The organism is Streptomyces sp. NPDC111516 (assembly GCF_055635345.1).
The window spans coordinates 91,128-105,892 of sequence record NZ_JBVKBV010000002.1 but is presented as its reverse complement, the minus strand read 5'-3'; the positions used below and the strand labels follow the sequence as shown (position 1 = coordinate 105,892).

Sequence of the window (14,765 nt, the reverse complement as noted above, 5' to 3'; positions counted from 1 at the left end):
CCGCGCCCTCACTTTCCGTTCTCGTCCGTGCCCTGCGGGCTCTGTGCAGCCGGCACAGCCGTGCCCTTGCTCTTGACTTCCACGAAGCGCAGCGTCCCGGCGATGGCGTCGAACACCTCGAAGAACGCGTCCTTGAGCTCCACATTGGGCGTGGAGCTGGAGACCAGCAGGTATTCCCGGCGGTTCGGGATCGGGAACAGCGTGTGCAGCAGCGCCGTACGCACCGGCGTGCCCTTGTAGTCGATGTCCTCGATCGAGGCGATCCGCCCGACCGGTCCGACGTCCGGAAGCTCCAGCAGATCCACCTCGCGCGGCGGGTACCCACTGCTCTGCGGGTCCCCGGCCTGCATGCCCGCCCCGAACAGCACCTCGGCCAGATCCGCCGACTGATCCTCCGGCACGGGCATCCGCAGCACGACGGACGTGGCGCTGAGCATCGCGTCCCCGCCGGGGAACCCGACCATCCCCGCCGCCTGGAGCGCCCCCCGGGCGTAGGCCTCGCGGGCGGTCCGGCGGGTGTCGCGGATCAGGCCGTCGAGCCTCTCGCGGGAGAGCTGCGGAACCCCCTTCGCCTGGTGCTCGATACGGCGGCGGATGGACGCGTCCCGGGTGCTCGGGTCGAGGTCCAGATGCCACCAGGAGCCGGGGTAGCGCAGCTTGTAGTGCGCGGGCGCCCCCGTAGCCCGGTCCGTGACCGGATGCGTCATGACGCATGTCCCTTCTGCCAGCAGGCTGTCGTCAGGTCGTCTTGGAGTCGTCGAGCACCTTGACGGTCTCGTCGTCCGTCTGCGTGAAGGCTTCGGAGATCTTCTTCGTGTTCTCGGAGAAGACCTTCACGTTGTCCTGCACCTTCTCGTGGCCCTTGCCCCATGCGTGGTCGAAGTCGGCGAGGGAGTCGGCGAGCTTCGAATCGCCCACATCGTCCTTCGATCCGACGTCGCTGAGCCGCGCGGTGTTGTTGATCCGATCCCCGATGTCCTCAAGTGACTTGACCGTCTCGTTCAGGTCCTCGAGGGGGACGCTGATGCGGGTCATCGGTTCCTCCTCTCCGGCCGCCGCCGCCCGGTCCCGCCGCAGAAGGGCGGGACCGGACACGAGGGCACGTCAGCCGATGGAGCCGGACGTCTGGTCGTCGGTGTCGACGAACGCGTCGGCGACCTGCTTGATGAACTCGCTGACGCCCTGCAGGCCCTCGATCGCCTTTTCGGTGCCGTTCTTGTACTCCTCCCAGAACGGACGGAACTTGCTCTCGGAGCCCGGCGTCGCATAGGCCGCCTCGACCATCTCATCCATCTTGGTGTTGGCCTCGTGGAGGCTCTGCTGCATCAGTTCCTTCTGGTTCTGCAGCCAGATCGAGGCCTCCCGCATCTCGTCCGGGCTGATGCTGATGTTGCCGCCGGCCATGTCGGTTCCTTCTCTCGTTTCGGGTCGACGCGGTCGCTGAGCCGCGCACACCGGGCTGTACGGGGCACCCGGCGGAGCGGTTCATGCCTGTTGCGGAACGGTGACGAAAGGAGGCGGCCGACGCCCTGATCACGGGCTTCTCAACTACCTTGTTGCCGTGGACCAATTGATCACCGAGGATCCGACGCGCATCGGCCCGTACCGCCTGATTGCCCGTCTGGGTGCGGGTGGCATGGGCCTGGTGTACCTGGGCCGCTCGGAAGCCGGACGGACAGTGGCCGTGAAGGTGGTGCAGGCCGAGCACGCTCAGCACCCGGAATTCCGTAAGCGGTTCGCCCGCGAGGTGGCGGCTGCCCGGCGGGTGGGCGGGACCTGGACCGCAGCCGTGCTCGACGCCGACACCGAGGCCCGGGTGCCCTGGGTGGCGACCCAGTACATCCCCGGGCCCGATCTGACCACCGTGGTCGCCAAGGACTTCGGGCCGTTGCCCGAGCACTCGGTCCGCACCCTCGCCAACCGCCTGGCAGTGGCTCTGCAGTCGGTCCACGGGGCGGGCCTGATCCACCGCGACCTCAAACCGTCCAACGTGCTGGTGACGGTGGACGGCCCGCGCGTGATCGACTTCGGTATCGCACGGGCCATGGACAGCCTGGCCGAGGACAGCCTGCACACCCGCACCGGGATGCTCATCGGCTCCCCCGGCTTCATGTCGCCCGAGCAGGTACGCGGCCTCGAACTCACCCCGGCCAGTGATGTGTTCTGCCTGGGCGCCGTCCTCGTCTACGCCGCCACCGGCCGCCTCCTCTTCGGCGCCACGGAAACCGGCCTGAACGCACACCTCTTCCGGATCGCGGAGGAGGAGGCGGACCTGACCGGCGTACCGGAGTCACTCGTCGATCTCGTACGCGCGTGCCTGCACAAGGACCCGGCACAGCGGCCCACGCCCGCCGACGTGGCCGCCCGCACGGCCACCGACCAGGACGGCGAATGGCTGCCCGGCCCGGTGCTCGCCCAACTCGGGCGTCACGCCGCCCAGTTGCTGGACTTCACCCCGGAGACACGCGCCGCGCAGCCGGACCCGCGTATCCCTGCCCAGGCCCAGCGTCCCCCGCAGCCCCAGCCGCTTCCCCCGCCCCCCGCGTACACCCCGACGACCCCGGCGGACCACCGCCCGGCGCCGCCGGGGTTCGCACCATCCGCGGGCCCGGCGCCCGGTGCCTGGCCCGCGTCACCGGCCCCGGCCGACGCCCATGCCCCGCGCCCCGGACGATGGTGGGGGCTGGGGGTGGCAGCGCTGGCGCAACTGCTGGTGTTGATCGGCACGACGACCACGGCCGTTGCGCTGCCGGCCATCTACGCCGATCTGAATCTCCGTCATATGACGTCGATGCCCCTCGCCTCCGGACTGGCATTCGGCGCACTGCTGCTGCTCGGCGGACACATCGCCGATCTCCTCGGCCGCAAACGGACGTTGATCACCGGTTTGGCCGGCTACGCGGTGGCGGGCGCGATCGGCGGCTCGGCCTCTTCTTTCGGCGTGCTCATCGGAGCCACCGTCCTGCAGGGCGCGTCCGCCGCGCTGCTCTCAACGGCCGTGCTGGCCCTGGTGTCGGCCGGCTTCACCGATCCGAAGGAGCGGGGCAGGGCTTTCGGGATCTATGCGGTGCTCGCCGGCGGCGGAACGGCGATCGGCCTGTTCGCGAACGGATGGCTGATCCAGATTCTGAGCTGGCGCTGGTGCCTGTACGCGGGCGTCCCGCTCGCCGTGCTGGCCCTGATCGGTGCGGCCACCCTGGTGCACGACACCCCGGTCCGCTCGCCTGCCCGCCTCGACGTACCAGGCCTGCTGTTCGGCTCTCTCGGGCTGGCCGCCCTCGTCTACGGCTTCGGCCGGGCCGAGTCGCACGGCTGGACCGACTTCCTGTCCGTGGTCCTCCTCGTGGGCGGACTCGTCCTGCTCCTGGTCTTCGCCTGGTGGCAGACCACGACGACCAGCCCGCTCCTGCCTGCGTACGTCTTCAAGGACCGCAACCGCGTCGGCTCCTGCCTCGCCCTGGCCTTCATCGGCATGGGCATGCTCTTCCAGCACCTGGTCCTGGCCAGGTACCTGCAGGGCGCCCTCGGCTACACCCCGTCCCAGGTCGGCATGGCCCTGCTGCCCATGGCGGGCGCGGTCGTCATCGCCTCCACCCAGGTCTCCGCCCGCCTGTACCGCCGACTGGCGCCCCGCGGCCTCATCGTGCCGGGCCTGGTGCTGGCGGCAATCGGTCTGGCGCTCCTGACCGGCCTCGACACCGACAGTGCGTACGCCACCCAGGTGCTGCCCGGCATTCTCCTCATCGGCTTCGGTCTGGGCCTTGCCTTGGTGCCGCTCTACGCCACCGCGACCGGCGGGATCACCCCGCAGGACTCCGGCGGGACCTCGGCGATGGTCAACATGGCCCAGCAGTCCGGAAACTGGGCCGCCTCGCCCCTGTTCGGCGGCATCCTCGCCTCGGCGGTCGCCGCCCGGCTGGATCACCTGTCAGGCGCTCCCGCGGGCTTGACCGAAGCAGCCGAGAAAGGCATCCTGCTCGGCCGACAGAGCCTTCCGCCGGCCCTGTCCAACGTCGTAAGGGAGACGGACAGGGCAGTCCTGGGCGGCTACTCCGTCACTCTTTGGTGCGCGGTCGGCCTCACGCTGCTGGCGGGCCTGCTCGCCGCCCTGCTGGTCACGGCCGAGGCTCCGCGTGGTGGCCCCGGCTCCCGCTGACCGTTGCCGCATCCGTTCGGCCTCGGCCGCATCGTCTCGGCGTCCGGGAATCGGCCGTGGCCGGTCCGCCGCAGCGGGACGGGGCGACGACCGCCCCATCCCGCTCCACACCCACGACTTGATGCGGCCGACGCTGTGACTCCGGTGTCAGGTACCGCTCCGGCGGCAGAACTTCGCCTGAAGCAGATCGGTGAAGATACCGATGGGGTCGTCCCAACCGCCGTTGCTCCAGTCGCCGTTGACGTTGGTGGTGACCATCTGTTCGCCACCGCGAGCGCCATAGGCGTAGGACCACGATCCGAAGAGCGCACCCCCCATGCCCCAGACCGTTTCGCCGCAGGGCAGTCTCACTGAGGAAACGCCGAGGCTGTAGGCGGCGTCGGAAATCCAGTCGCGGGTCGGCACGGTGGTGAACATGTCGCGTTGCTGGTCCGGTGACAGTATCCGGCCCCCCAGCAGGGCGCCGAAGAACCGGTTGAGGTCCCCGGCGGTGGAGATCACGCCGCCGGCCGCCCAGAACATGGATGAATCGAGCTCGGTCGCGTCGTGGACCGGCGCGCCGGGGTCGGTCCGGAACAGCTTCGTGTAGTGCCGGGAGTGTGACCCGTGGATCGTCGGGTCGTTGCCGTGCGGCAGGTACGTGCCGGTCAGGCCGAGTGGGCGGGAGATCCGCTCCGTGATCTCCTCGCCGAGCGCGCGGCCGGTGGCCCGTTCGATGATCAAGCCTGCGAGGACGTAGTTGGTGTTGGAGTACGCCCAGCCCGAACCCGGTGTGAAGGTGGGCGGATGGGATACGGCGATCTGCACCAGCGACTCGGGGGTGTGTGTCTCGTAACGGTTCAGTGCTTCCTGGTCATCGGTGTAGTTGAAGATGCCGCTGGTGTGGTTGAGCAGCATCCTGATGTTCACCCTGGCACCGTCGTGGTGGTGGCCGTGGACCACGCCGGGCAGCCACTGTTCCGCGGTGTCATCCAGGCTCAGCCTGCCTTCGGCCGCCAGCTGCAGCACGACGGTGGCCACGAACGTCTTGCTGATGCTGCCGATGCGGAACCGGTCCCGCTGTGAGCGCTTGCGGCCGGTTCGGGTGTCGGCCACTCCTGCGGTCGCGAACCACTGCCGGTCGCCGTCGCGGACCTCAGCAAGAATGCCGGGAAGGCCGCCTAGAGTCACGGCTTGCTGAAGTAAGTGCTGGATCGCCTCGTAGCCCTCGGCCCCTGAGGCCGGCGCGGACTCGGATACGGCGCCCGCATCCTTGGCTGGTTCGGCGCCCGGTCGGCCGCTCTCTGTACGAGCAGTGTGCTGGTGCATGTGGCTCTCCCTGTCGTGTGTGACCCGCAGCTGGCCGCCCGGCCCCTCTCCACAGCGTGGATCACTGGCTCTCACCAGGGATTTAGGGCCCAGCGCAGCGTGCGATCCATCGCGCACCCACGCCTACAGGACTCGCTGCACAGCCCTTAGGGCACGGCCGCGGGGTGAATCGGCCGTGTCAGTTGTTTCCAGTGGTCACTGATCCTGGCTGTTGAGCGTCTGCCGTACGCGGTCCGTCAGCTCGGCCTGATCGATACCGGCCAGGGCGAGAGCACGTGGCACGGTGCCGATTTGAGCCTGCAGGATCCCGAGCAGTAGATGCGCTGACCGCAGGTCCTTCTTGCGGGCGGAGGCGAAGCTCCGCTCCAGTGCGAGTCTGGCGGACGCACCCATCTTGGGCTGCTGGGAAGCGTGGCTCGGTCCGGGAAGGTCGTAGGCGGCCGGAGACACTCCAACCATGCTCAGGCTGTGCTCGAACTCCCGGTCCAGTGCCTCGCGGACAGCAGCGCGATCGAGCCCAACCGAGGCCAGGACCTGCTGAGCGGTAGACCCCTGATCCGCGGCGAGCGACAACAGAAGATGGTGCGCGTCGATCGTCGCCGACCCATCATTCTGAGCTTCTTCCATCGCCCGCACGATGACCGCATGCAGGTACTTGTCAAACGCGCTCATCGCCGCGCCTCCTCAGCTTGACTCCGGCGGCGATGAGCCGCTTGGCGTGCTTCTTGTGGACGGCTTGGCGGGTGACACCAAGCGCCTCGGAGACCTGCGGCCAGCTCCAGCCCGCTCGCATGGCCTGCTCGACAGCGGCGTCCTCCAGTTGATCGGCAAGGCGCCGCAACGCCACGACAGCCGCCAGGGTGTCAGCGGGCTCTTGAGGAAGGGGATTCTTGGCGGCGGACATGCAAGCAACTGTAGTTGACTAATGGAGATAGTCAACCAGAGTTGCTAATGACTGGGGCGGGGCGGGGTGATGCGTCGGGGACTCGCGATCACGGGCCGACATGTCGGCAATCGACCGTCCGCCGACACTCAGGGACGTGATCACGCACCCGCAGGTGCAAAGTGTCGGCAACTCGCGTCGCACATCAACGTCGGGCATCGCCGGCTGTTCGGTCGAAGCGAATGTCTCCATCCCCCGAGCGGAGGAGTCGAGTTGAACCTTGCGCATGATTCGGCGGGGGCGGTCCGCCGGACAGCATGGGGCCATGGTCACGTTTGGGACACCTGCAGCCGCTGCCATCTCTGAGAGTCCGCCTCCTGCCCGTTGGGTGGTCCGAGTCGCGCACGTTGCACCTGCGTCATTCAGTCCGCGCGGTCGTCCTCGACGAGGACGACCGCATCCTTTTCTGCCGGTTCGCGATTCTTATGCTGGTGCCGACCTCTTCTCCCCCGCGACCTTGCGACTCCTTTGACGGCATTGATCACTTCTGGTGTTCCAGCCAGGCCAGCGCGGCTCGGTCTCTGAGCAGACAGCCCATGTCATGGTGCGAGCAGGACTCGCTTGCGCAGGAGGTCCGAAGCCGGCTCGGCCGAACATCTGGCGCTTGAGCATCTTGATCCGGCTGACATGGCCTTCGACGACGCCCGAGTTCCAGGGGAGGGTGAGGCCGGCAAGGACGGCTTCACGGTCGCGGTCGATGCCCGCGGCGAGCGTGTGGAGGCTGGGGAGGTCGTCCTGCCTGACGGCGTCCGCGTACCGCTTGACGGTTCGGCTCGTCATGCCGAGCTGCCGCTGGATCGCGCGACGGCTGTGCCCTGCCTCCACCAGGGCATGGACTGTGGCGTGAACGGTCCGGGTGCGGTCGGCGAACCGGTGACCGGTCGGCCACGGTGAGCCGGACGGCTCCTCCGCGGCCATCGGTCACAGGCGCTGTCGGTGCACCGTCTAGATTCACGGCGTGACTGAGCCTTCCTACCTTGCCGCTGTTCGGGAGTCATACGACACCGTGGCCGACGACTACGCCGCCCTCGTCAAGACCCCGTCTGAGCTGGACCCCCTGTCACGCTCGATGCTGACCGCCTTCGCCGAGCTGGTGCAGGCATCCGACCGAGGGCCGGTCGCGGACCTGGGCTGCGGACCCGGAAGAGTGACGGCGCACATGGCCGGACTCGGGGTTTCTGCATTCGGCATCGATGTGTCCCCAAAGATGATCGAACTGGCCCGAAGCACCTATCCGGACCTGCGCTTCTCCGTGGGCTCCATGACCGCGCTGGAGATCGAAGACGACACGCTCGGCGGCATCCTGGCGTACTACTCCACCCACCACACACCTCCGGAGCTGCTGCCGGTCGTGTTCGCCGAGTTCCACCGCACCCTGGCACCCGGCGGACATCTCCTCCTCGCCGGCCACGTAGGCACCGGTGAGCACCGCCGTCCGACACACGGCTATGGCGGCCACCTCGTGTCCTACGCGTCGTATCGGCTGCCCACACACCAGCTCGCTGAGCTGCTGAACCAGGCCGAATTCACCATCACCGCTCAGCTGGTGCAGGAGCCCGACGAGAAACTGAACTGGAAGTTCGCCAGTTTCCTGGCCTACAAGCCGACTACCGAGGAGCCGGCTTGACTTCCTGGCCCCCTGAGATGTCTTGACACGGGCCGTGTCAAGGGGAACCTTCACTGCCCCCACACCGTCGCGTCCGGTGTGGGGTCGGGACCGCACGCCGGAGGGGCCTCGCTGCGCGGATGGTCCGATCGGACTCAACACCGCGACGGCCGGCCATCTGGGGGAGGGCCGCGGTCCCGCCCAGGCGGTGCGGCGGCTACGTGAAGCACTCCAGGATCAGCGGCAGGTCCGTCAGCCATTCCCGGAGGCGGGACCGCTTGCGTGCGGCGAGCAAGCACGGGTACGTGGCGCCGTTGTGGAGACGGACGAAGACCCTGAGGTGCCTGGGGCCCACGGCCGCGTACTCGACCGTGTTGATCTCGGCCCAGGTGAAATGCAGCTCACCGGCCTCCGCAGCGAGACTGACCCCCATGGCGTCGATCAGGAGGGCGCACTTCGCGGCGACCGCCATGAAGGCGAGGTCCGTGTCGGGCGACGCGTTGCCCACAGGGGCGTACTCGGCCGGGGCCTCGTGCAACGGAACGACGTTGGAGGGTGCGTAGGAGGGCGGCGGAGGTACCACCACCGTCGGGGAGGGCGTCGCGATGCCCGGTGCACACAAGAACAGGTCCAACAGGCCATCGGGCGTGGGCCGTACGTAGGGGTTCTTGGCCAGGCACGACGCCAGGATCGGACGCAGGCCGTCCGGCACCGCGGCCAGATCCGGCGTCTCATGCACCGACCGGTACATGAGACCCATCGGCGTGCCCGCCCCGAACGCGCTGCCGCCCGCCGCCGCGACAAGCACTGCGCCGAGTGCGAACACGTCGGCGGCGCCGCTGACTTCCTGCCCCAGCGCCTGCTCGGGCGCCAGGAAGCCCGGCGTCCCGAAGGCCGTACCGGTGGCCGTCAGGCGCGTGGACTCCAGCGCCCGCGCGATACCGAAGTCCAGCACCCGCGGGCCGTCCGAAGCCATGATGATGTTCCCGGGCTTCAGGTCACGGTGCACCAGGCCGCAGCCGTGGATGGCCGCCAGCGCCTCGGCGAGCGCCGCGCCCAGCTGCCGTAGCCGCGCCTCGTCCATCGGCCCCTCGGACTCGATCAGCGCAGCAAGCGTGGGCCCGGGAACATACGCCGTGGCCAGCCAGGGTGCCGCCGCTGCCGGGTCTGCGTCCACCACCGGGGCCGTGTGGAAGCCGCCCACGCTGCGCGCGGCCTCGACCTCGGCACGGAACCGCTCCCGGAAGTGCGGGTCGGTCGCAAGCTCCGAGCGCGCCACCTTCACGGCCACCGCGCGCCCGCCGCGCGAACGCGCCAGATAGACGATGCCCATCCCGCCGACGCCCAACTCCCGCTCCACGACGTACCCGCCGATGCGCTCCGGCAGGTCCGCACCGTCCACCCCGTACCCCATGCGCTGTGTGCCTCCCCTGTGCTCCGGCGCCTCAGTATGACTCAGACACCTCCTTCGCACGGGACAGGGCGTGGGGTGGTCGTCTACGCCGGCGAGCCGATCTGCGCCACGACCAGCGCCTGGCCGACATGGCCGACGGCAACAACGTCTCCGAGTCCACCGTCCGCCGCCGGCGCGACAAACTGATCGGACTACTCGCCGCACAAGCCCAGCACCTGGACCGCGCCCTGAACAAAGTCGCCAAGCAAGGCTGGGAGGTGGTCCTGATCGACGGCACCCTCATCCCCACCAACCTGGTCGACACCGAGGGCACGGACACCGAGACCGTGCGGGCCGCGCTCGAGCGCAAGTGAGCCAGTGCTGTGACGGGGAAGATTCACCGGGTTCGGGTCTTCCGCCGGCGCTGACGATCTCGGAGTATCGAAGGATGGGGAATCGCTGGGATCTGGCCGAGGCATTCCGGGCGGAGGTGGGCGTCGAGTTCGCGTTCCTGGTCGAGGGCGCCGGCTTTTCGGGCCCGGAGCAGACCGACAATGGGCTTCTCTTCCATAGCGTCGGCCTGGACGTGGAGGTCTGGTTCCTGGACGGGCGCGAGCCCGTGGTGACGACGCTGGTCGCCCCGGTCGCATCGGACGGTGTGAGGGCCGGGGGAGTATGGCTGGACGAGTTGTACGTCGTGAGCGGATGTGGTCCCGCTCAAGACGTTCCCGGTTCGGCCCCGACCCGGCGAGCCACGCTTAAGAGGAGCTCACAAAATGGGAGTCCGATCAGCTCGCGGCGTCTGGTGCGTGCGATCGCAAGGCGCCGGAAGGTCCTCGTAGCGGAGCTACTAGGGCATTTCGGCAACGCAGCGAGCGTGCGTGCCAGGCGTCGCGAGCCGGGCGCCCATTTTGTGAGCTCCTCTAAGCGAGTTCATCAGCAGGCGGCTGCGTTACGTCGGCTCATGCCGCTGTTGCTCACCGCTGAGGGTTCACAGCTGATTGCCCGCTGCCTCCAGGGCTGATCCTCGATCCGGTCCAGTTTTGCCTCGCGGCCCGGATCGCGGGAATCCTTCCATGTCTTGGTGCGCTGGAAGGTGACACCGGGGCGGGCTTCAGTGGGGACACCGTCAGGATCGTCATCCCACGGCTCAAGGCCCCACTCGTCGCCAAGAGTGGGCCGCATGCACCACAACCTGGCCAGGGGCGGGCCAAAACGTGGAGGCGACGAAAGACCCCGCCTCTACGATGGACCGATGACATCGATCAAGCAGATCCAAGTCACCTTCGACTGCGCAGAACCTGAGCGCGTCGCTCGTTTCTGGTGCGAGGTGTTGGGGTACGTCGTACCGCCGCCGCCGGAGGGGTTTGCTACTTGGGACGATTTCGATCGCGCACTGCCGCCTGAGCGTCAGGGTTCGGCGTTCGCATGCATCGATCCCTCAGGTGTGGGCCCGCGACTGTTCTTCCAGCGCGTTCCCGAAGGCAAGGTCGTCAAGAATCGGCTGCATCTTGACGTGCGGGTCGGCATCGGGCTCGTGGGTGAAGAGCGCCTGGCCGCACTTGAGGCCGAATGCGCACGACTGGTCGCGCTCGGCGCGGTACGCGTGCGACTACTGCGTGCCGATGGCTACAACGAGTCGTGCCTCGTGATGCAGGACATCGAGGGCAACGAGTTCTGTCTCGACTGAGTGGCCGCGAACGCAGCACCCGCGCGCCCGGCGCCCGCCCCGTCACGGGGCGGGCGCCGCGCTCACACCTCGGTCGACGGCTGGGGCGGCACCGGCCCCCCGCCTGCGTCGTGCCGATGCCGACTTCTACGTCGACGGCTACGCGCACGGACCGGCCCGCTCATTCCGGGCCGACGGACCGTTGATGTCCGAGGGCCGCATGGTGTGGGGCCAGTGCCACGGTGTGTGGCGCTCCTGGAACCACGACGGCACCCTGGCCGGGGAGCAGGTCTTCGACGATGAGGGCGACTTCATCGAGGTCCGCGGGAACCCGCGCTAAAGCTCGCCGGCCGGGTGGTCGATCCGGTCCGGGAATGGGTCTCCGGGGTTCGGGTCGACCATGAAGGCCGGAGTCGTCCCGGACATGCTGAGGTATCCGTTGATGCTCTGCCTGACGCTGAACCCGTTTCCGTCGGGGCTGTGCGCGTACCCGGCAAGCGGCGGCGAATCCCTGAAGGTCCGCGTCGTCCAACCCCGGTCGCTCCAGACGCGCATCACCATGTCGAGATACGCGCCGGAGGTGTCGGGCGTGGTCCCGACCACCCAGTACCCGATGTCGAAAGCGGCGGACCGACCGACGTCATCGCCCTTGTCGCCATCAGCATCGTCATCGTCGAAAGGACTGCCGAACAGGGTGACGCCGTCGTGCATCCTCGCCCTGGGGAGGTCGGGATGCCGCAGTGCGAGGGACAGTTCGACGGGCAGCGCCCGGAGCGTTTCGGTGAGATGCCGCAGCAACTGGGCACGGGCCGCGGCCTGCGTGACGATCGGCAACATACCTTGACCTCCCGGAGGGGGAACCATGGGTCCCATACCCGGCGCGCAGGAAGAACTGGACCGCCTGGGCCGAGTCCTACGGTCTCAACTGACCATGTTGATAGATGACTTGACCCCCGGCAGCGATCTGAGCCTGCTGTTCCTCAACGAGCCTCGGGTCGTCGACCGGCATGAACCACCGCGCTACCAGTACGCGGCCGAGTTCTTCACCGGAAAGCGCCCCGCGCTTGTCAGCGGCGCCGACATCGCGTCCCGCGCGGCCGCCCTGCTCACATCGGCGGGCGGCCTCGTCACCCGGGGCCGACGCGCCTCGACGGGACCGGAGTGGCACAGCGCCATCCTCATAGCCGTTCCGGAGTCGTGCTCCCAGCGAACTACCGGACCTGAATCTCAGTGCCAGGTGTTGTCGTTTCCGGAGGTCTGGGTCGGGAGTCGGTAGCCGAATTCCTCCCGGAGCTTCGGGGCGGCCACGTCCGAGCGCATCGACAGCGCGACGAGCGCGGTGAAGCCGAGCGCCCAGATGCCCGCGACGATCAGTACAGGCGCGATATCAGTGGTCCGGGGGATCAGCGTGCCGAGCGCTCCTGCGCCCAGCAGCGCCCAGACCGTCGTCGCCGCGTGCACCTCGGACGCATGAGTCGCCGTCGCGGTGATCGCGTGCGCGCGGTCGATGGCGGTCACATCCGCTCCGCCGCGGCGTACCCGCACGAGGGTGCGTCGCAGTCGCCGGACCCGGAGCACCGCGATGCAGGGGACGAGGAGCAGGCACAGGACGCCGAGTCCGGCGCCGGCCAGCTGCACCTGTTTCCAGATGGGAGTCGTGGGCGAGAGCGAGGGGCTCATCATGGCGAGCATGGCGATGACGAGGGTCGCGAGCACAGGGATGCTCGCGCGGTCGAGGTCGGTGGCCTCGGCGCGGTCTCGGGCCTTGACCTGCTGCCGCAGCTTCGTGTCCGCGTCGCCGAGGAGGAGCCGCGCGTGGCCCTGTTCGCCCAGGGCCTGTGCGGGAAGGCGCTCGCCCGCCGTGCGGCGCCACCGTCGGTCGGCGGCGATCAGAGCGAGTACGGCCGGGACACAGAGCACGCCCAGGACGAGCAGAATCATCGCGATCGCCGGCCAGGCGGACGCGGCGAGCAAGACGCCGGCCGTTGCAAGGAGAAGGGAACCGATGACGATGCTGGTTACGACCGCCGGGAAGAACGGCGTGCGGCTGACGGGGCCACGCACCTCGACCGCGTTCCCCAGCGAGGGGGAGTCCTCGGCCGCTGCGTACATGTCCGCGAGCGCCAGTTGCTGGAAGGTCAGGGAGTAGCCGAGCACGATCAGGAAGACGGCGATACCAAGGCTCGCAGCGATGAGGGGGCCGCCGAACACCGGCACGAAGTCCGGTGGGTCGTCGGGGAAGCCGAATCTGCCGATGAGTGCGAGGACGGGAAGCAGACCGAACAGCGCCCCGCAGCCCGCGGCGGCCGCGCCCGACACGCGCACCAGGCTGCCGGTGATCAGGACGCCGCGGGTAGGCGGCAGTTCGGGGCCGCGGTCGCGCCGCTCATCGCCGAGGGGGCCGCGATTCGCTTTCATGGCGCCAGGTTCTCACGGCCTGTGGTCGGCCGGGGCTCTGCAAGTTCCTGTCCCGGGCAGCGTCCCCACGGTGGGAGGTTGCTGCTTAGAGGGCATTTGATCTAGGCGTATTGCCCTGTATGCCCTAGTGTCTCGTGATCCTGTTTGTAGAACGTCGGTACTGGTCGACGCGAACGCTGGCCGGCTACTTGAAGCGGCGCGAGGGCGTTTCGGTGTCCTGGCACTACGTTGCCCGCGTCTGGCGTGAGGAGAACCTGAAACCGCATCGTTCGGGCACCTTCAAGATCTCGAAGGACCCGACGTTCGCGGAGAAGGTCGCCGATGTCATCGGCCTGTACCTGGCCCCGCCCGGTGGCGCCGTGGTGCTGTCGGTCGACGAGAAGACGCAGGTGCAGGCCCTGGACCGAACCCAGCCAGTGCTGCCGGTGGCCTTCGCGGCCACCGAGAAGCGCACCCACGACTATGTGCGGCACGGCACCACGAACCTGTTCGCCGCGTTGAACGTCACGCTTGGTGAAGTGCTGGGCGAGTGCAAGCCGAGCCGGAACGGCGCGGACTTCCTGGCGTTCTTGAAGAAGGCGGTGAAACCGCATGCGGGAAAGGAGATCCACGTCGTCCTGGACAATCTGTCCACGCACACCACCCCGGACGTGAAGGCGTGGCTGGCGAAGAACCCGCACGTCCACTTCACCCCTGTCGGATCCTCGTGGCTGAACCAGATCGAGATCTGGTTCGGGATCATCACCCGGCAGTCCATCCGCCGTGGCACGTTCTCCAGCGTCAACGTCCTGGTCAAGCAGATCCGCGACTACATCAACTCCTGGAACGAGAACGCGAAGCCCTTCACCTGGACCGCCACCGCCGACGAGATTCTCGCCAAGGTCCGACTCGTCCAGACCAACGTGAAGAAACTCGTCAATAACAACTCGAAGTAACACAATCAGGATCACGAGACACTAGGCGGCTTCATTTGGATCATCTGGCAGACCAGACCTGGTAAGAAGTGACCCGCATACCGAGATCTCCGAGCCCCTTGTGCACGCGCCACGTTCACAGATACGCAAGCCAGAGCAACACCAGAAACACCAGGGCGATCCCGCCGACGAACCACGGCGCCACGCCTCGCCCACGCTGTTCCACGACCACGGAGTAGTTGGGGTCCTTAGCGTCGTAGATGACGTCCAAGCGCTGGCCGACCCCGATGGGCGGAAACTGGTACGGCATGCTGTCGCAGTAGTACTGCGAGCCGTCCACCTCGTACAGCAGACGGAG

At 68.1% G+C, this 14,765-nt stretch carries 17 protein-coding genes; 8 read left to right on the top strand and 9 right to left on the bottom strand.

Annotated features, from left to right (window positions below):
- Positions 1-8 precede the first annotated feature (8 nt).
- From ACZ7L9_RS06115 to ACZ7L9_RS06105, 3 genes are all read right to left on the bottom strand, one after another.
- The gene (locus ACZ7L9_RS06115; protein WP_471412978.1) at positions 9-707 is read right to left on the bottom strand and encodes a hypothetical protein; all 699 of its coding nucleotides are present in this window, start codon (positions 705-707) and stop codon (positions 9-11) included.
- Positions 708-738: 31 nt separating this feature from the next.
- Complete coding sequence (locus tag ACZ7L9_RS06110) at positions 739-1,035, bottom strand: hypothetical protein (RefSeq protein WP_471412976.1); 297 nt, start codon at positions 1,033-1,035, stop codon at positions 739-741.
- A 69-nt stretch (positions 1,036-1,104) separates the two neighbouring features.
- Positions 1,105-1,404 (bottom strand): WXG100 family type VII secretion target, encoded by a 300-nt coding sequence (locus ACZ7L9_RS06105; RefSeq protein WP_471412974.1) that lies wholly within the window; start codon positions 1,402-1,404, stop codon positions 1,105-1,107.
- A 157-nt stretch (positions 1,405-1,561) separates the two neighbouring features.
- On the opposite strand from ACZ7L9_RS06105, the gene ACZ7L9_RS06100 reads away from it, so the two are divergent.
- Complete coding sequence (locus ACZ7L9_RS06100; protein ID WP_471412973.1) at positions 1,562-4,156, top strand: MDR family MFS transporter; 2,595 nt, start codon at positions 1,562-1,564, stop codon at positions 4,154-4,156.
- Between the two features lie 147 nt (positions 4,157-4,303).
- On the opposite strand, the gene ACZ7L9_RS06095 is transcribed toward ACZ7L9_RS06100, so the two are convergent.
- The 3 genes from ACZ7L9_RS06095 to ACZ7L9_RS06085 all read right to left on the bottom strand — a co-directional run bounded on the left by ACZ7L9_RS06095 (position 4,304) and on the right by ACZ7L9_RS06085 (position 6,368).
- Positions 4,304-5,464, bottom strand: a complete 1,161-nt coding sequence (locus tag ACZ7L9_RS06095; RefSeq protein WP_471412971.1) for a serine hydrolase domain-containing protein — start codon at positions 5,462-5,464, stop codon at positions 4,304-4,306.
- A gap of 195 nt (positions 5,465-5,659) precedes the next feature.
- Positions 5,660-6,136 carry a Clp protease N-terminal domain-containing protein gene (locus ACZ7L9_RS06090; protein WP_471412970.1) on the bottom strand — a complete coding sequence of 159 codons (477 nt, stop codon included), beginning with the start codon at positions 6,134-6,136 and terminating at the stop codon, positions 5,660-5,662.
- The gene (locus ACZ7L9_RS06085) at positions 6,123-6,368 is read right to left on the bottom strand and encodes a hypothetical protein (protein WP_366139099.1); all 246 of its coding nucleotides are present in this window, start codon (positions 6,366-6,368) and stop codon (positions 6,123-6,125) included. The genes ACZ7L9_RS06090 and ACZ7L9_RS06085 overlap by 14 nt, the downstream gene beginning before the upstream one ends.
- Before the next feature lie 600 nt (positions 6,369-6,968).
- Between ACZ7L9_RS06085 and ACZ7L9_RS06080 the strand changes: the two genes are divergently transcribed.
- Positions 6,969-7,301: a hypothetical protein gene (locus tag ACZ7L9_RS06080; RefSeq protein WP_471413506.1), complete on the top strand. Its 333-nt coding sequence runs from the start codon at positions 6,969-6,971 to the stop codon at positions 7,299-7,301.
- Between the two features lie 64 nt (positions 7,302-7,365).
- Entirely contained in the window at positions 7,366-8,034 is a 669-nt protein-coding gene (locus tag ACZ7L9_RS06075; RefSeq protein ID WP_471412968.1) for a class I SAM-dependent methyltransferase, read from the top strand.
- Between the two features lie 196 nt (positions 8,035-8,230).
- Here ACZ7L9_RS06075 and ACZ7L9_RS06070 read toward each other — a convergent pair whose 3' ends face one another.
- Complete coding sequence (locus tag ACZ7L9_RS06070) at positions 8,231-9,427, bottom strand: serine/threonine-protein kinase (protein ID WP_471412967.1); 1,197 nt, start codon at positions 9,425-9,427, stop codon at positions 8,231-8,233.
- Positions 9,428-9,555: 128 nt separating this feature from the next.
- Here ACZ7L9_RS06070 and ACZ7L9_RS06065 point away from each other — a divergent pair, with 128 nt between their 5' ends.
- From ACZ7L9_RS06065 to ACZ7L9_RS06055, 3 genes are all read left to right on the top strand, one after another.
- Complete coding sequence (locus ACZ7L9_RS06065; protein ID WP_471412965.1) at positions 9,556-9,780, top strand: hypothetical protein; 225 nt, start codon at positions 9,556-9,558, stop codon at positions 9,778-9,780.
- An 881-nt stretch (positions 9,781-10,661) separates the two neighbouring features.
- Positions 10,662-11,096 (top strand): VOC family protein, encoded by a 435-nt coding sequence (locus ACZ7L9_RS06060; RefSeq protein ID WP_471412964.1) that lies wholly within the window; start codon positions 10,662-10,664, stop codon positions 11,094-11,096.
- Between the two features lie 184 nt (positions 11,097-11,280).
- Positions 11,281-11,415, top strand: coding sequence for a hypothetical protein (locus ACZ7L9_RS06055; RefSeq protein ID WP_471412962.1), 135 nt, complete (start codon positions 11,281-11,283; stop codon positions 11,413-11,415).
- Here ACZ7L9_RS06055 and ACZ7L9_RS06050 read toward each other — a convergent pair.
- Entirely contained in the window at positions 11,412-11,912 is a 501-nt protein-coding gene (locus ACZ7L9_RS06050; RefSeq protein WP_471412960.1) for a hypothetical protein, read from the bottom strand. The genes ACZ7L9_RS06055 and ACZ7L9_RS06050 overlap by 4 nt on opposite strands.
- Positions 11,913-12,006: 94 nt before the next feature.
- Here ACZ7L9_RS06050 and ACZ7L9_RS06045 point away from each other — a divergent pair, with 94 nt between their 5' ends.
- Complete coding sequence (locus ACZ7L9_RS06045) at positions 12,007-12,351, top strand: hypothetical protein (protein ID WP_471412959.1); 345 nt, start codon at positions 12,007-12,009, stop codon at positions 12,349-12,351.
- Here ACZ7L9_RS06045 and ACZ7L9_RS06040 read toward each other — a convergent pair.
- The gene (locus ACZ7L9_RS06040; protein ID WP_471412958.1) at positions 12,303-13,493 is read right to left on the bottom strand and encodes a hypothetical protein; all 1,191 of its coding nucleotides are present in this window, start codon (positions 13,491-13,493) and stop codon (positions 12,303-12,305) included. The genes ACZ7L9_RS06045 and ACZ7L9_RS06040 overlap by 49 nt on opposite strands.
- A gap of 134 nt (positions 13,494-13,627) precedes the next feature.
- Here ACZ7L9_RS06040 and ACZ7L9_RS06035 point away from each other — a divergent pair, with 134 nt between their 5' ends.
- Positions 13,628-14,428, top strand: a complete 801-nt coding sequence (locus tag ACZ7L9_RS06035) for an IS630 family transposase (RefSeq protein WP_471412956.1) — start codon at positions 13,628-13,630, stop codon at positions 14,426-14,428.
- Positions 14,429-14,765: the final 337 nt, after the last annotated feature.

Excerpts from the sequence above, each read along its gene's own strand:
- ACZ7L9_RS06055 (WP_471412962.1), top strand. The coding sequence starts at position 11,281 with ATGTCCGAGGGCCGCATGGTGTGGGGCCAGTGCCACGGTGTGTGGCGC.
- ACZ7L9_RS06040 (WP_471412958.1), bottom strand. The coding sequence starts at position 13,493 with ATGAAAGCGAATCGCGGCCCCCTCGGCGATGAGCGGCGCGACCGCGGC.
- ACZ7L9_RS06105 (WP_471412974.1), bottom strand. The coding sequence starts at position 1,404 with ATGGCCGGCGGCAACATCAGCATCAGCCCGGACGAGATGCGGGAGGCC.
- ACZ7L9_RS06090 (WP_471412970.1), bottom strand. The coding sequence starts at position 6,136 with ATGAGCGCGTTTGACAAGTACCTGCATGCGGTCATCGTGCGGGCGATG.
- ACZ7L9_RS06095 (WP_471412971.1), bottom strand. The coding sequence starts at position 5,464 with ATGCACCAGCACACTGCTCGTACAGAGAGCGGCCGACCGGGCGCCGAA.
- ACZ7L9_RS06115 (WP_471412978.1), bottom strand. The coding sequence starts at position 707 with ATGACGCATCCGGTCACGGACCGGGCTACGGGGGCGCCCGCGCACTAC.
- ACZ7L9_RS06110 (WP_471412976.1), bottom strand. The coding sequence starts at position 1,035 with ATGACCCGCATCAGCGTCCCCCTCGAGGACCTGAACGAGACGGTCAAG.
- ACZ7L9_RS06085 (WP_366139099.1), bottom strand. The coding sequence starts at position 6,368 with ATGTCCGCCGCCAAGAATCCCCTTCCTCAAGAGCCCGCTGACACCCTG.
- ACZ7L9_RS06060 (WP_471412964.1), top strand. The coding sequence starts at position 10,662 with ATGACATCGATCAAGCAGATCCAAGTCACCTTCGACTGCGCAGAACCT.
- ACZ7L9_RS06070 (WP_471412967.1), bottom strand. The coding sequence starts at position 9,427 with ATGGGGTACGGGGTGGACGGTGCGGACCTGCCGGAGCGCATCGGCGGG.
- ACZ7L9_RS06050 (WP_471412960.1), bottom strand. The coding sequence starts at position 11,912 with ATGTTGCCGATCGTCACGCAGGCCGCGGCCCGTGCCCAGTTGCTGCGG.
- ACZ7L9_RS06045 (WP_471412959.1), top strand. The coding sequence starts at position 12,007 with ATGTTGATAGATGACTTGACCCCCGGCAGCGATCTGAGCCTGCTGTTC.
- ACZ7L9_RS06065 (WP_471412965.1), top strand. The coding sequence starts at position 9,556 with ATGGCCGACGGCAACAACGTCTCCGAGTCCACCGTCCGCCGCCGGCGC.